The organism is Candidatus Babeliales bacterium, from assembly GCA_035944115.1.
Lineage (GTDB): Bacteria > Babelota > Babeliae > Babelales > Vermiphilaceae > DASZBJ01.
Genome location: DASZBJ010000035.1, coordinates 16068 through 31138, shown reverse-complemented (window position 1 = coordinate 31138; position 15071 = coordinate 16068). Strand labels below are relative to the sequence as shown.

Here is a 15071-nt window from a genome sequence, read left to right as displayed (position 1 = left end):
CCATTCAACATTAGGTTATCTAACGCCGGATGAGTTTGAACAGAAATATCTTATAGGAGCAGTAGGGTGAAGCTCGCCTTACCGGCGACAGAGGTAATCCACTCTAGGTTCCTTGTGTCTACAAAACTGTTGCAAGATCATAACGCATTCTTTCTTTACAAATAAAGCCAGTTTAACTAGCATATAATTAGCATAAATAAAGAAATTATCCTTTGATCCCTTTAATTGAGCAAAACCGTGGCAGAAATCAAAGAAGACAATCTAAATAATGGGTATGTGTTACGCGTAAGCGGTACGATCATAGATGTACAGTTCGAGCGCGCACATGCACCAAACATTTTAAACGAACTGCATGTTCTTATTCCAGAATCAAATGGCACGCCAGCAACTCATATTGTTGTCGAAGTGGCACAACAACTGGGTGACGGCCTTGTACGCTGCATAGCAATTGATAATATGTTCAATATCTGCAGAGGATTACAGGTCCATGATACCGGATCCCCAATTACCGTGCCCGTTGGCAAAGCAGTACTTGGACGGATATTTAACGTGCTTGGTGAAACTATCGATGATAAAGAGCCGCTAGTAACCGATAAACGATGGCCCATTTATCGCGAAACACCACCATTTATCGAACAAAAAATTACTGATGAAATCCAAGAAACGGGAATTAAAGTTGTTGATATTATTTGTCCGTACGTTAAAGGATCAAAAATCGGTCTTTTTGGCGGTGCCGGGGTTGGAAAAACAATTTTAGTACAAGAACTGATTCGCAATATCGCAACCGAGCATGGCGGTGTATCAGTATTTACCGGTATCGGTGAACGAACGCGAGAAGGTAACGAGCTATGGCTGGAAATGAAGCGCTCGGGAGTCCTTGATAAAACCGCGTTAGTTTTTGGGCAAATGGGTGAAATGCCGGGTGCACGACTGCGCGTGGGTATGACCGGACTTACCATGGCAGAATATTTCCGCGATCAAGAAAAGAAAAACGTTTTACTATTTATTGATAATATCTTCCGATTTGTCCAAGCAGGATCTGAAGTTTCAACGCTACTGGGCAGATTGCCATCCGCAGTTGGATATCAACCAACTCTTGCAACCGAAATGGGTGCATTCCAAGAACGAATCGCCAACACGATCAATGGATCAATCACCTCAATTCAAGCAGTGTATGTTCCTGCAGATGACATCACCGACCCAGCACCAGCAACCACATTTATGCATTTAGATGCAAGCACCGTGTTATCGCGAAAGTTAGTAGAACTTGGCCTCTATCCTGCTATCGATCCATTACAATCAAATTCCAAAGGACTTGATCCACATATTGTTGGTAAAAAACATTACGCAGTTGCCCGCAACATACAAAATATTTTGCAACGATACAAAGAACTGCAAGACATCATCGCAATTTTAGGTATGGAAGAACTTTCAGAAGAAGATAAACAAACGGTGAATCGTGCAAAGCGAATTCAGAAATTTTTAACACAGCCGTTGTTTACCGCAGAATTTGCAAGCGGCATCCCAGGACAGTATGTACCACGTACCAAAGCAATCAGCGATTTTGAACGCATTATCAATGGAGAATGTGACAACTGGCCAGAACATGCATTTTATATGGTCGGCACCATTGAACAGGCAGAAGAAAAAGGCAAACAACTTCAGACGCTTTAAACTATGCAATTAATTATAATTACCCCAGAAGAAAAAAAAATGTACGATATTTCTTGGTTAGAATGTAATAGTCCTGCCGGAAATTTTGTCATTTTACCAGATCATGCACCTACTGTTTTGACCCTTACGCCAGAAGAACCGATTACCTTTTGCTTAACAACAGGGAAAATCGAATCGGTCACTCCGCAGCAGGGAATCATTAATATCACCCGAACCTCCATAACAGCTTTGCTGAAATCAGTATGAAAAAAATATTGGGAACCATTATCTCTGGATCACTCACCAACGGCTTTTTGATGCGCATCGCATCTCATACCGCCTTGGAGCAGATTAAAACCGGAAAGTTTGTTTCCATTGTCGGTAATGAATACCGATTTTTTTCTTTGATTACCGATCTCAGTTTGGAAGTGAGCAACCCTGATATTTTACTCTTTCCTCCAACACCGGAAGAAAAGCTATTAACCGCAACATTGCAAAAAAAAGACATCTACGCAACTGCACAACTGAAAGCAATGCTCATGCTCAATAAACAGCAAGAGCGTCTGCCGGTAAAAACAGTTCCTCCTCATTTTGCACCGGTATATGAAGCAACAAAACAGGATGTTGCATACATATTTGGCGATGAATCCGATCCAACAAAAAGATATTTTAATATTGGTAGCCCTCTTGATATGGATACACCCGTATGCCTTGATCTTGAACGACTGACCGAAAGAAGTAATGGTATCTTTGGAAAAACAGGAACGGGAAAAACATTCTTAACCCGATTGGTACTAGCAGGTCTTATTAAAAATCAAAAAGCGGTAAATCTTATTTTTGATATGCATAGCGAGTACGGATTGCAAGCACGCAAAGAAGGAAAAGATGGATCGTTCGTGAAAGGACTTAAAACCCTGTTTCCTGATTCTGTCGCCATCTTCTCTTTAGATCCAGTATCCACACGCAGACGCGGCGGATCGCCAGATGTTGAAATACAACTTGATTACCGCGCAATTCATGTTGAAGATATTATCTCTCTGCAAGGCGAACTGAATCTGCATCCTACTGCGTTGGAAGCTGCATATCTGATTACTGCACAATACAAGCAAGATTGGTTACAAGTGCTGCTCAGTCAAGGCGAAAATTTAAAAGAGTTTGCACAGAGCTTAGGTGCTCATCCAGAATCAATCGCGGCATTATATAGAAAGCTAAAACGAATTGAACGTCTACCATTTTTTAGCAAAGCACATGGTAACAATATATCGGTAATTGATCAGATGATGGAATACATCAGTAAAGGCATTAGCATCATCATTGAATTTGGAAACTTTAGCTCCACGTTTGTCTACCTGCTGATCGCAAACATTATCACCCGTCGTATCCATACAGAATATGTTGCAAAAACAGAACTGTTTCTCGGATCACAACAAAAAAGTGACGAACCGCAAAAACTGATGATCACTATCGAAGAAGCACACAAATTCTTAAACCCTGTTGCGGCACGACAAACTATTTTTGGTACCATTGCACGCGAAATGCGTAAATATTATGTATCTTTGCTGGTTGTTGATCAACGACCATCGGGAATCGATCCAGAAATTATTTCTCAAATCGGCACGAAAATCATTGCACAACTTAATGATGAAAAAGATATCAACGCAGCACTTACTGGTATTAACAATGCTCAAAATTTACGTACCATTTTAGCAGCTCTTGATAGTAAAAAGCAGGCACTCCTTTTAGGTCATGCGCTTGCAATGCCAGTAGTGATTCAGACACGGGAATACGGGGAACAGTTTTACCAAGCAATGAGCACACAAATTACGCCCGCACAAGTTGATCACTTTATTAAAGAGCTATTTTAAGATAGATTGATCTTCGAATAATCAATGATATGCTGAGAGCTCATCCGAAAACTTTCGTCGTATTTGAAAACTAAGCAGAACAAGGAACCCCACGATCGTCGTCGCGAGCCGCCATTGGCGTGCGTGGCGATCCAGATTAATAAAGAAATATTTAGATGAATACAATTAAAAATGGTCTATTTTGTAGCGCTCATGCTGAGCGCACAATTTCCTGGATCACCACGCATACGCTCGTGAAGACGATCGAACGCCAACTACATCTTGCAGTGTCCATCTACCGCAATATTTTGCAATACATTAATCCATTAACTAATTGTCTGATAAGCTCTAACCAAAGGAATCTGTATGCAACATAACTCTCCCTTTTCCATAATCTTCCTCCTTCTTGCAACGTTTTTATTTGCGTGGTTTTCGTTGCGTAAAACAACTCCCCCCGTTACAGACAACATTCTTATTGTTGGTACCAACGCAGAATATCCTCCTTTTACGTTCATAGATAATGGCACGATTGTTGGCCTTGATATCGATATCATCAAAGAAGTGGCACATAGACTTGACAAACCGACGCTCCTTAAAGACATGTCATTCGATTCGTTACTACCGAAGTTACAATTTGGAGACATACAAGTGATTGCGGCAGGATTAACTGCAACTCCAGAAAAAGCGAAAAATGTACTGTTCACAAAACCATATATTTCTGGTGATCCACTCATCGTTATTAGCATGGCAAACAATCCTCCAATAACACATCTGCGCGATCTTGATGGCAAGCAGGTGGTAGTTAATGAGGGGTACACTGCAGATCAATACATGTCCACCATCCAAGGACCAATCGTTAAACGACTTGCAACACCTACTGAAGGCTTTTTAGCACTCACCTCTGGACATTCCTATGCATTTATTGCGGCACAAAGTTCGGTAAAACCATATTTTGATAAACATGGTAAAACAGCATTCAACATCTTTACTCTCGATGGCGTACATGATAGTTACTCGCTTGCAGTATCAAAGCAACATCCTGAACTACTTACCGCAATACAAAATGCACTCGATGCAATGGAAAAAGATAATACGCTGGCTAGCATAAAAGCAAAATGGGGATTTGCATGATCAATTTTGCACTCATCATTCAATATCTTCCCAATTTTTTACACGGTGCTTTAGTTACGGTAGAAATTGGCGCCTTAGGATGTATGATTGGTATCATTATCGGAACAATCTTAGGCATTGCACACACCAGCAAGAATAAAATCTTACGTACTTTCGTCACACTGTACATAACCGTATTTCGTGGCACGCCGATGCTGATTCAAATTTTTATGGCGGTATTTGTGTTACCACAAATCGGTATACGGCTCCCTGATTTTTGGGCCGCAACAGTAGCAATTGGTCTGAACAGCGCTGCATATTTAAGTCAAATTATTCGATCCGGTATCCAATCAGTTGGCACTGGACAAATCGAAGCGGCAAAAGTACTTGGCATGAATCGCGTACAAACGATGCGCCTGATTATTCTACCGCAAGCGCTGCGCGTTATTCTGCCTTCTATCAACAATGAACTTATTACTCTCGTTAAAGATTCAAGTCTTGCTTCAACGGTAGGTGTGATGGAACTTACAAAGGAAGCGCGTCATGTGCAAAGCGTAACCTTTGACGCCATAACCGTATATTGCTGCGTTGCATTTTTCTACTTACTATTAACATCGATGCTTTCATTCTTCTTGCATCTTTTAGAAAAAAAACTGAGGTGTCATGCTCAAAATTAAATCTCTCACCAAAATTTTTCACGGCAAACCAATTCTTGATGCGGTATCTTTTAACGTCAATCGCGGTCAAATTGCACTACTACTTGGCCAGTCAGGTGTGGGGAAATCAACATTACTCCGTATACTGAATAACCTTGAATCAATCGATGGGGGATCGCTCTCTCTTGACGATAAAGAGCTCAACCTGACACAAGTTAACAATCAGCACACCGTTGGTATGGTATTTCAAAATTTTAATCTCTTTGAGCATCTTACGGTAGAAGAAAATATTACCATTTCTCTGACACACGTTCTTAAAAAAACAACCGAGCAAGCGCAGAACATTGCTGATGAACTTTTGCAACAATACGGACTTGCCGATAAAAAGAAAAAATTTGTTTCTCAATTATCTGGCGGACAAAAACAACGAGTCGCTCTTGCACGAACATTAGCGCTCAAACCAACAATACTCTGTCTTGATGAGCCAACCTCTGCTCTTGATCCGTTACTCACCACCCATGTGGCAAACATTATTCAGGATCTTGCCAGCCAAGGGTACATTATTTTGATTGCAACCCATGACACTATGCTCATTGAAAAAATAGATTGCACGATTTATTTAATGCAAGCTGGTCACATAATCGAATCAGCACGATCAAGCGATTTTTTACGCAATAAAAATATTTACCCACGCATTGATGCATTCGTTTCCGGTACCAGTTTAGAAGAAAATATGGAGCCAGTTTTTTAGACTCTTATTGTCAAAAAACCACCATTTTTATTTTGTTACAGCAATTTTTTTAATATTATCCTTGACAAAATAAGCACCTACCTATATCATTCTAGTAGTTATTTCTTTTTTGAAATTTCCATTCATACGACAGTGATTAAAAATTGTGGGCGAGCCGCTAGCTCAGGTGGTAGAGCAACAGCCTTTTAAGCTGTGGGTCGTTGGTTCAAGTCCAACGCGGCTCACCATTTTTATATCAAAAATTGACTGTCCCCATCGTCTAGCCCGGTCCAGGACACCGCCCTTTCACGGCGTAAACAGGGGTTCAAATCCCCTTGGGGACGCCAGTCATTTCTGAAAGAAATGCCTGGCAGGCCAGTCTCTAAAGGTCTTAACAAAATAAAACTTCCTACTACGCTAATAAAACACCATAGCATTAATGATATTGCAATGGTGTTATTTTTTTGCAAGCCTATCCAAAAAAACTCACCCTATTTAAAAGCTAGTACAAACAAAGAACCTACGATCGTCGTGGCACCTGTCCTACATAGTTTTAACGAAAAAGAAGAGGCAAGCATAAGTCGTTTTCTGCTGAACTATTTTTGTAATTCTAACAATTTACGCTCATAACTTCACATTATTTTGAGCAGATAGCATTTCTTCCTTTGCTTTATTCATAGCAGCCAATCCAAGCATAACTCCTGGAGCACGCAATCCTGTACCTCTGAATGATTCGGCAACTATCCCTTTGCTCTTCATTGCATGATAAGCATCCATAAAACTCCAAAATCCTTTATATTTTTTTTGCGCTATATCTGCATGCAAATAGGTAACATTCACGTTTGCCGGTTGCGTACAACCAGTAACCAATGCACCCGCTATTGGAGCGCTGATAAGATACGCCATCGCTTCATCATTGGTTATCTTCTGAGTTTCATTTTTAACTTTTGGTAATAGTTGATTAAAAATAAGCATAAATAATGTTTCTCTTACCATAACCGGACCTAGGCCACGAGATAAATCTTTATATCCTCGAGGGAATGAATGTATCGTTTTTAAAATGTTACATTTTTCTTTTTGATTTTCTTGATGTAAAGCAACAAGTTGTGATGCATTTGCTACCGGTGCAGAAAAGATTGCCGCAGTAATGTTCGCGCCTAATTTTTCCGTTTCCGAAGCTGCAGTACCTTCGCTTTCTAACTTTCTGATTATGCCTGCGTACCCAGCTTGCTGTATTGCAATAGCTGGAACTTTTCCGAAAATCAGCGCCCGTGAACCACTCATAATTTGTTTAATGTTCGCTTGCAATGATTTAGGTGCTGATAATTGTGCTTGTTTATTAAGAAGAATACCGAGTCTTTGTATACGTCTATTTTGGGCATAATGAAAAGGCGCATAAACGGTCATCCCTACGGTTCCACTGGCGGCACCGATATAAAAATCTTTGGCCCATTGCTGTATGCCGACAAAATTGTTGCTATTGTTTTGTTGTGATGCAAGTGAGGTCAAAGTGCCAAATAAGGCAATCCATAATAGGTGTTTCATGAGCATTCATCTTTCAAAAAATTATTATAGATAAGTTGAACTATATAGTATCTTACAGCTTATCCGAAAATTCTCGCCATCCCGCCTACGCGCAAGCGCTACGTCGTGGCCGGTTCCAACATATCACGTCGTAGCCTTTAGGCAAAGACGGAAAAGCTAATAAGAACAAAAAACCCCCGGTCGTCGTAGCGCCTATCTGGCAACGTTTTAACGACAAGGTCCAGCAAAGCTTAATGCGTAGACGGAAGCAAGGCAAATTGACAGATTGTAATGCCTTGATACCTTTATAAGCAGGGCTTTTAGGCCTTTCTAACGTACTTAGGCACACATAGAATGGCCTAATGAAGCAAGCAAAGTGTTACGGGTATTTTAAATAAGAGCACATGGGGTTTGATATGAAAAGTGTATTGCAAAAAATTACTTTGTTTTTCACCGGCCTATTATTGTTGATTAGCTTATCTTCGCACGCTGTGTACATCAATTGTAACGTACTGTTTAATAAAAAGACCAAACAGCTTGTTTTTGCTTTGGGAGATCTCCATATAGATAATATAGGGGTACAAAATACAATCAAAAATAGAGTGGATTTGATTTCTATTATGAAGGGATTAAAGGAGCAGGGAGAATCGGTGCATTGTTTGGTTGAAGATGTAAGCACTCAGGGAGCAGCAAATTGGAATTCTGAGACTAAAGCCCTGATAATGATAGGTTGTAATGTAGGTGATGACGTCCTTAAGGCTCAGATAGCAAAAATGGCAGATGAGATAATGGGGGGCTTTATTGAAAGCCAAAAATCTTGCGAACCCATTAATAATACGTTAGGGATAATACAAGAATGTTCTCCAATGGTTTTGCTGGATATTCATTCAACTTTGCATGGAATATCGTGCACAAATATTGAACAGAGAAAGATGTGGTATGACTTTAGGAAACATAACAAGATGGATTCTGTGTTTAATATTGCTGTGTTAGATGAGAAAGAGCGTAAAGGTTTTGATGCATTGTATAGAATAGCTATCAACAAGACCATGAGTAATATTAAAAACAATTATATCAGGGAACAGCTGTTAGATTTTATGCATACATGCCCTGTTTCTGATTCTGAGTTGGGTGATACACTATCAACTCCCGGTTTCATGGTTGAGATTGCCGCGATAGACGACATATACGAAAACGCACATGTTCGTAACGTCTTCTTATGCGCAGGGGCCGTACACAATAAAAAGATAAATGAATTTTTATTATCAACGGGTGATTATGAGCACGTAGCGAGCTTTGGGGAAGATTATGATTCGTCTTATAGAGACGTTAATGTTGCTTTAAAGGCAGGGAAGGCATTTCTGGTACATTCGCTCGATTTAAAGCAAACATTCAATCAGATGTCTTCTGTATTGAAAGAGCTAGACACTCGACAAACACCGATTAAATCAACGTTATAAAGAGATTACTGGGAATTTAATATGAAAAAACTTACGTTCTTTTTTACCGGTCTATTATCGTTGATTAGCTTCTCTACGCACGCTTGGTTTTTCAATTTAACAATGTTGCGACATAAAGAGACGGGTCAACGTGTTTTGTTATTGGGTGATATACATGTGGATCTTCTTGATATAAAAAACACATTGATTCATCGAGCAGATTTGATTGCTATAATTAAAGAGCTTAATGATCGAGGAGAATCTGTACATTGTATAGTTGAAGATATAGCCTCTCCTGTATTTGGAAACTACATCTCTTCTGGGGTTGAAGATTCCAAAATGGTTGAGGTATTCGAAGAATGTTTTATCAAAATTTTAGAAAAAAAAGCTGAGATGGCGGCTGAGGCGGGTTCTCAAGAAGTAAATAATTGCACTCCAATGCTTCTATTAGAAAAGTGTTTGCGCGCGTATGGATTTTCTTGTAAGAATATCGATTATAGAGAAAATGATAGTTCCAGCAGCTTTAGATGCGCTGTAGAAGCTCGTAAAAATATGCATGAAAATATTAAAAATGGTTACATTAAAGAAAAGTTATTAGATTTTATGCATACATACCCTATACCTAATTTAGATGATGAACTTCGTGACGTTTTTATGGTTGATATTGCTGCTATAGATGAAATATATGAAAACATACATGTTCGTAACTGTTTTTTATGTGCGGGCGCTTCTCATAATAAAAACATCATCAAATTTTTGTTGTCCACGGGTGATTATGATCAAGTAGATAGTTTTGGAAATGATCTAGATGCAGTAGCAGAAAAGTTTACTGCTGCCACTGACGAAGATGTGACGATAAATGACCTTAATTTGAAAGAAGCAGTTTTTAACATGTTGTTGAAGGTACAAAAATTTGAAACAAAACAATTTGCCATAGCTCTTGCAGAGGTTGAAAAGGCTGAATCAAATGATGATGAAAAAACAGTTATAGATGGTCGACCTTCATTTAGTGATGATCGTATTTCATCAACATTGCAAAAAGAACTTACAATCGTAAAACTTCTTTTCAGCAGACTGCCTGCAAGTGCAGATAATACAACGGCTCTTACACACTTACAACAAGCGATGAATATTTTTGCAGCTGAAGAACATTCTGCAAATCGTACTTTAGCAAGTCAAAGACTGTATGAGCACTATTTAACAGGAATTCAAAAAGGATTGGGACGTATACAACATTTGATCAAAACAGAATGTCCTATGCAATCAATTGCTGATGTATGCAGAGGTTATATAGATGCAGCAAATGCATCAGCGATGGTGATGGAGCTAGAGATATTAAAATGTTTAAAGGAAAATGCTCGGGCATTACCAGTAATACAACATGCAAGATTACTCCCCGTAGATGATGCTGAGGAAAGAGAAGAAGCTGCGGATAACATTCTTTCAGGTCTTTCTGATAGCAATCTTACGTCAGTTGTATTGAAAAAAGAACTTGAGTTGGCACAAGACACACGAAATAACGAGCAAGAGATGTTACATGGTGCCGCTAGACCACGATATTTACCGCAAACCTTATTACCATTCTCACGGGTATCACTGAGTAACCTGCTTACTAATCCTGCGATGACCAAAAGTCTTGCGGCAGCAATGCATGCAAACCAAAAAGATAATGGATGCACGCCTATTGCTTCTACGGTCAAAAGATTATCTGCAACTCATGCAGTTAATAATCTGTATAAATATCGTAAATTAAGGCAAAGTTATCAAGTTCTGCAAAATGCTACACCACGTAAGGTTTGATCAAAACTATAAAGAATTTATTAAGAACCAAAGAAGCCATACTTGCATCATTAAAAATTAATAATTGATTTTGTATATGCTTGAGATTCTGATGAAAAAGTTCTAAAACAGTCGACTGTGGGACGCCAGTCATTTCTGCAAGAAATGCCTGGCAGGCCAGTCTCTTAAAGGTTTCTTTTTTAAACCTATTATTCTCCATATTATATGTTCTATGTTTACTACCTCAGATCACAATCCCTTCCGGACAAAACATATATTGGCTTTACCGGCAATCTAAAACAACGTTTATCCGATCATAACGCGGGGAAATCCGTCTATACCAAGCAGTATAAACCGTGGAATTTGGTAGGCTTTTTAGGCTTTGACCAAGAGAGTAAAGCTCTAAAATTTGAGCAATACCTGAAGTCAAATGCTGGCAGAATTTTTTTACGAAGATACTTCAGCGATACCCGGCGTTGTTGCATGAATCACATTAAGGGGTCTAGCCAATAATATGTTGAATGGTCATTGCGACATAGAAGCAGCTCGATTTAAGTGAATGGTGCCAAGAGCAGCAATGCGATTAAGAATGTTAATTTTTATTGCCATTTCAGTCCGTTGATTAGCAAAAGTGCGCGACCTGACAGATGATCCAAAATGAGTTTTAACGCGATACATACTTGTCTCTCCTATAGAACGTACATGATAGTTTGAATCTTGTTTCCATTGTTTTCGAGCATTCTCATCGTTACCAAGTTGGTGAATATACGATATGGCAAAATCGCGGGGTATTTTGGCCGAAAGGACCTTTGTGGGATCCTGCAATTTTGCATCTTTGCGCGGTGGTATAACAGGAATAGCTCCAACAAGGACGGCCGTACGGCACGGATATTATTCAAAAGAGGGACGGCCGCACGAGCGTATATCGCTGCTGCACGAGCTTCGCTTGGTAACATAAGGGGTACAATCAATGCGAAAACGTAGATTGAGCAAGAAAGAAGAACTCCTACATCTGTTTATCAGGAGGGACTCCCAAGAAAACAATTGCTACACGGTGCAGGATTTATGCCGTAAAATTGGTATTCCATACGAGAAGGTGCTGCAGTGGGCACGGAGTGATTATAGATGGGCGGATCTGCTTGAGGAATGTCACAGGCGGTGCCGGGACAACGTCGAGATAGCTGTGATGCTGGGGCGTATGAAGGCCAAGGAAGGAAGGATTAAAAGTATATGAATATGAGACAGTTTGATTACTGACCATGTATCTAATTACCCTATGTATCGCGGGATGGGTTGATGCAAGAAGTAAGAGATTTAGTATACTGTTTCATAGAAATCAACCTTCAAATCAAGGATAATCCATGGGAAAATTATTTATAGTGTGCTTTATTGTTTGTGCCAATGTTGCCGCTTGTGCGAGTGCTCCGACAGCGACTTTAGAAAACGAATTGCGCAAGGCTTTTAGAGAAGACGGGGTTGGTGCACTTGCAACTGTACAAAAATTATTCAAAGAAGCTGGCATAGATGTTAATGCAGCTGGTCCTACTCCCGAGATGATAGCTGTAGCAGACCATCTTATTTTGATAGTGGAAGAGTTGTTAAGTCTTAAAAAACCCGATGGTTCGTTGGCTGTAAATATTAACCAATCAAATGCGGATGGAATTACACCATTATTAGCAGCTTGCGAAATTGGACTTTATGAAATGATAGAAAAATTACTTGCAGTTCCAGGCATAGACATCAACCAAGCAAATAATAACGGTGAAACGCCACTGCTGGTTGCTTGTAAAAGAAGTCCGTACGCTGTAAGCGCACTGCTTGCGGTGCCAGGCATAGATGTTAACAAAGCAGATAATAATGGCGAGACACCATTGTTAGCCGTTTGTAAAAATAATGTCGGAGGTTGGTTTGGTATGAAGACCATATCTGTTTTATTAAAAAAGGGTGCTACTAACAAAGCAAATAAAAAAGGTGAAACTCCGTTAGAGATAACCAAGGGTAATTTCGTCCATGATCTTTTAGAGGCTTATTTAGTTACGGGATCAACGGCCAATATGATCCGCCAGCTCGTTCTTGAAGAAGATTCTGAGTGGGTTTAATAAAAGTGCTGGTGAACAGCCCATAATTTTTCTATAATAGTCGACTGTGGGACGCCAGTCATTTCTGAAAGAAATGCCTGGCAGGCCAACCTCTTAATCCCCAACCATTCATATAATTCAAAACAATCATCTTTCCATATAATATGTTCTATGTTTATTATCTTAAATCTCAGCTTTTTTCAGACAAAACTTATATCGGATTTACCAGATAAACCTTGGAATTTAATAGGATTTTTGGGTTTTGACCAAGAAGCTAAAGCTTTAAAATTTCAGCAATACCTAAAATCAAACGCCGGCAGAATCTTCTTACGAAGGTATTTCAGCGACGCCGAAAAATTATAAGGAGCATTTTTATGAAAAATATTACCGTTACTGACCCGAATCAAAAGCTTTCTACCTTTTCTGATCTGTGGTCCCCTAAAATTATCGCTGAGCTAAATGAATCGTACATAAAATTAGCAAAGTTAAAAGGTGAATATGTTTGGCATAAACACGACAATGAAGATGAAATGTTCCTCATTATTAAAGGTAACTTAACCATAGAATTACGAGATAAAACTCTTTCTCTTAATCCTGGTCAAATGGTGGTTATCCCGAAAGGCGTTGAGCATCGTCCTGTAGCGAGTGATGAAGTACATGTCATGTTAATAGAGCCTAAAACAACGCTCAGCACTGGCGACTCAAAAAATACCGAAGACAAAAAAGCAACTCACGGTGAATGGATTTAAAGAACTCAAATCGGGACGCCACCATATTAATCAAGGATACATATGTTCACCGAAATAAAATCATTATTATTTTTCCTTCTTAAAGTTGTACTCATTGAATGGGCAGTAGAAGCATGTCGATACATACTGCATGCCATTTGCTATCGAAAAACCCCTAATCAGTTTTTCATGGCGCATGCAAATAAAATCTTCCATAAGGAATATTCTTATGAATAAAAACAGTGTATGTGCTGTGCTCTTGCTGTATGCAATTTCTGGACATGCCGCATCCAATCAATTAGTGGTAACTAAACCATATACCCCTGGACTTCGAGAGAGGTATAGCACACCATTTAAGGCCGCGTTAACTGCCACATTTGCATTGGGAGCCGCTTGCGCATATACCAATCGCGCAAAGTTAGGCAAGGCCAGTTATGTTGCCGCTGGCGGTGCTTCTCTGATATACCTGCACCAAATGATGAGAAAGCCGCGCTTACTTGATATGCTTTTAATCAGTCCAAAATCTGCATTAAATCAAATGCATGCTGTACGTGATACTTTTGCAAAAGAACCAAAAAAAAATCCCCAAACACTTGAAACCATTAAAAACCGATGCGATACATATGCGCAAGAACATCCTCTTTTTTTGTTGAGTGAATGCACGATGTTGAATGATTCGAGTCCTTGCATTTTAAGCAGATGTCACGAACCGAACTTTAGAGAACAATTTGAATCTCGCGTGGTGAAATCGCTGGTTAATAAATTGTCATTGCTTGAAAGATCTGTTGAATATGCTGGTTTTGCTTCTGGTGCGATGTTTCAGGATCTTGTTATTTTAACCAAAACCCTTGCCGCAAATCCTAATGCTAAGCTCAATGTTCATCTTATCGATATTAAACATGAGCCCTATGTTACCTGCAGAACATTGCTCAATACAACACGCGCAGTTGAAGCTCAGATTGATACTGATCTCAATGCCATTATGAGCTCTGTACAACGACAAAAATCAGATATGAGCATAAAGGAGCTCGGTGATTTGATGAGTTCGTATGCAGCTGTCCAATTGTGCGCCCACCAAGCAATTGGATGGCTTTCAAGAACTTTTCCGCAGGCTCAATTAACATTACAGCTTCATGATTCAACCGATAGTTACCATGCATACATAAAGGAAGAAAATATTGCAAGTGCTGATGTTATCGCTACTGCCGATATAGATGATCAAATGAGCTGGGAGAGAAAGGCTGGTGTTCATCATGCACAATTATGCATCCGTGCACTCCAAAAAAATCCTCTGGTAGATAATATACGCCTTAGAACACATTTCAGCAGGAATGGCACCCCTTCGCTTACAAGCATTGGATTGGAACCATCTGCTGGAGCAGTGGAAAAAAAGGCAAAAATCAAGAATGCAGAAACTGAAGAAGATGAAAAAATCGCTATATATATAACATCACAACAAATTCCCGCAAGCACTCCCTCTTTTTTCCAGTCTCTTGCCCAGCGATTACTTGATCGTTAGAAGAAGTCCAT

The 15071-nt window shown here is 39.6% G+C and carries 15 protein-coding genes and 2 tRNA genes; 15 read left to right on the top strand and 2 right to left on the bottom strand.

Features of this window, described 5'->3' with window-relative positions; genetic code table 11:
- Nucleotides 1-237: 237 nt before the first annotated feature.
- The 9 genes from atpD (at nt 238) to VGT41_04180 (ending at nt 6340) form a co-directional block, all read left to right on the top strand.
- On the top strand, nt 238-1674 hold the full coding sequence (gene atpD / locus VGT41_04220) for a F0F1 ATP synthase subunit beta (GenBank protein HEV2601479.1): 1437 nt from the start codon (nt 238-240) through the stop codon (nt 1672-1674).
- 3 nt (nt 1675-1677) lie between these two features.
- A complete protein-coding gene (locus VGT41_04215; GenBank protein HEV2601478.1) occupies nt 1678-1920 on the top strand; it encodes a hypothetical protein in 243 nt (80 codons plus the stop codon).
- Nucleotides 1917-3518, top strand: a complete 1602-nt coding sequence (locus VGT41_04210; protein ID HEV2601477.1) for a DUF87 domain-containing protein — start codon at nt 1917-1919, stop codon at nt 3516-3518. The genes VGT41_04215 and VGT41_04210 overlap by 4 nt, the downstream gene beginning before the upstream one ends.
- 155 nt (nt 3519-3673) lie before the next feature.
- Nucleotides 3674-3874 carry a hypothetical protein gene (locus VGT41_04205; protein HEV2601476.1) on the top strand — a complete coding sequence of 67 codons (201 nt, stop codon included), beginning with the start codon at nt 3674-3676 and terminating at the stop codon, nt 3872-3874.
- Nucleotides 3864-4628 (top strand): ABC transporter substrate-binding protein, encoded by a 765-nt coding sequence (locus VGT41_04200; protein HEV2601475.1) that lies wholly within the window; start codon nt 3864-3866, stop codon nt 4626-4628. Before VGT41_04205 ends, VGT41_04200 begins: the two co-directional genes overlap by 11 nt.
- On the top strand, nt 4625-5284 hold the full coding sequence (locus VGT41_04195; protein ID HEV2601474.1) for an amino acid ABC transporter permease: 660 nt from the start codon (nt 4625-4627) through the stop codon (nt 5282-5284). Before VGT41_04200 ends, VGT41_04195 begins: the two co-directional genes overlap by 4 nt.
- Nucleotides 5271-6014 (top strand): ATP-binding cassette domain-containing protein, encoded by a 744-nt coding sequence (locus tag VGT41_04190; GenBank protein ID HEV2601473.1) that lies wholly within the window; start codon nt 5271-5273, stop codon nt 6012-6014. Before VGT41_04195 ends, VGT41_04190 begins: the two co-directional genes overlap by 14 nt.
- A 151-nt stretch (nt 6015-6165) precedes the next feature.
- A tRNA-Lys gene (locus VGT41_04185) sits at nt 6166-6241 on the top strand.
- 21 nt (nt 6242-6262) lie between these two features.
- Nucleotides 6263-6340: transfer RNA gene (locus VGT41_04180), tRNA-Glu, on the top strand.
- A gap of 277 nt (nt 6341-6617) precedes the next feature.
- On the opposite strand, the gene VGT41_04175 is transcribed toward VGT41_04180, so the two are convergent.
- The gene (locus VGT41_04175; GenBank protein HEV2601472.1) at nt 6618-7538 is read right to left on the bottom strand and encodes a hypothetical protein; all 921 of its coding nucleotides are present in this window, start codon (nt 7536-7538) and stop codon (nt 6618-6620) included.
- A 395-nt stretch (nt 7539-7933) separates the two neighbouring features.
- Here VGT41_04175 and VGT41_04170 point away from each other — a divergent pair, with 395 nt between their 5' ends.
- Both VGT41_04170 and VGT41_04165 read left to right on the top strand, forming a co-directional pair.
- A complete protein-coding gene (locus VGT41_04170) occupies nt 7934-8977 on the top strand; it encodes a hypothetical protein (protein ID HEV2601471.1) in 1044 nt (347 codons plus the stop codon).
- Nucleotides 8978-8998: 21 nt separating this feature from the next.
- Nucleotides 8999-10756 (top strand): hypothetical protein, encoded by a 1758-nt coding sequence (locus tag VGT41_04165; protein ID HEV2601470.1) that lies wholly within the window; start codon nt 8999-9001, stop codon nt 10754-10756.
- Between the two features lie 504 nt (nt 10757-11260).
- Here the strand turns inward: VGT41_04165 and VGT41_04160 are convergent.
- Complete coding sequence (locus VGT41_04160; protein ID HEV2601469.1) at nt 11261-11413, bottom strand: hypothetical protein; 153 nt, start codon at nt 11411-11413, stop codon at nt 11261-11263.
- A gap of 683 nt (nt 11414-12096) precedes the next feature.
- On the opposite strand from VGT41_04160, the gene VGT41_04155 reads away from it, so the two are divergent.
- The 4 genes from VGT41_04155 (at nt 12097) to VGT41_04140 (ending at nt 15060) form a co-directional block, all read left to right on the top strand.
- Complete coding sequence (locus tag VGT41_04155) at nt 12097-12834, top strand: ankyrin repeat domain-containing protein (protein ID HEV2601468.1); 738 nt, start codon at nt 12097-12099, stop codon at nt 12832-12834.
- A gap of 353 nt (nt 12835-13187) precedes the next feature.
- The gene (locus VGT41_04150) at nt 13188-13562 is read left to right on the top strand and encodes a cupin domain-containing protein (protein ID HEV2601467.1); all 375 of its coding nucleotides are present in this window, start codon (nt 13188-13190) and stop codon (nt 13560-13562) included.
- A gap of 42 nt (nt 13563-13604) precedes the next feature.
- Nucleotides 13605-13778, top strand: coding sequence for a hypothetical protein (locus VGT41_04145; protein ID HEV2601466.1), 174 nt, complete (start codon nt 13605-13607; stop codon nt 13776-13778).
- Nucleotides 13771-15060 (top strand): hypothetical protein, encoded by a 1290-nt coding sequence (locus tag VGT41_04140; protein ID HEV2601465.1) that lies wholly within the window; start codon nt 13771-13773, stop codon nt 15058-15060. The genes VGT41_04145 and VGT41_04140 overlap by 8 nt, the downstream gene beginning before the upstream one ends.
- Nucleotides 15061-15071: the final 11 nt, after the last annotated feature.

Bases quoted from the DNA above. Each gene is read 5' to 3' on its own strand.
- VGT41_04150 (HEV2601467.1), top strand. From the start codon at position 13,188: ATGAAAAATATTACCGTTACTGACCCGAATCAAAAGCTTTCTACCTTT.
- VGT41_04210 (HEV2601477.1), top strand. From the start codon at position 1,917: ATGAAAAAAATATTGGGAACCATTATCTCTGGATCACTCACCAACGGC.
- VGT41_04170 (HEV2601471.1), top strand. From the start codon at position 7,934: ATGAAAAGTGTATTGCAAAAAATTACTTTGTTTTTCACCGGCCTATTA.
- VGT41_04145 (HEV2601466.1), top strand. From the start codon at position 13,605: ATGTTCACCGAAATAAAATCATTATTATTTTTCCTTCTTAAAGTTGTA.
- VGT41_04205 (HEV2601476.1), top strand. From the start codon at position 3,674: ATGAATACAATTAAAAATGGTCTATTTTGTAGCGCTCATGCTGAGCGC.
- VGT41_04165 (HEV2601470.1), top strand. From the start codon at position 8,999: ATGAAAAAACTTACGTTCTTTTTTACCGGTCTATTATCGTTGATTAGC.
- VGT41_04215 (HEV2601478.1), top strand. From the start codon at position 1,678: ATGCAATTAATTATAATTACCCCAGAAGAAAAAAAAATGTACGATATT.
- VGT41_04155 (HEV2601468.1), top strand. From the start codon at position 12,097: ATGGGAAAATTATTTATAGTGTGCTTTATTGTTTGTGCCAATGTTGCC.
- VGT41_04190 (HEV2601473.1), top strand. From the start codon at position 5,271: ATGCTCAAAATTAAATCTCTCACCAAAATTTTTCACGGCAAACCAATT.
- VGT41_04140 (HEV2601465.1), top strand. From the start codon at position 13,771: ATGAATAAAAACAGTGTATGTGCTGTGCTCTTGCTGTATGCAATTTCT.
- VGT41_04175 (HEV2601472.1), bottom strand. From the start codon at position 7,538: ATGAAACACCTATTATGGATTGCCTTATTTGGCACTTTGACCTCACTT.
- VGT41_04160 (HEV2601469.1), bottom strand. From the start codon at position 11,413: ATGTATCGCGTTAAAACTCATTTTGGATCATCTGTCAGGTCGCGCACT.
- VGT41_04200 (HEV2601475.1), top strand. From the start codon at position 3,864: ATGCAACATAACTCTCCCTTTTCCATAATCTTCCTCCTTCTTGCAACG.
- VGT41_04195 (HEV2601474.1), top strand. From the start codon at position 4,625: ATGATCAATTTTGCACTCATCATTCAATATCTTCCCAATTTTTTACAC.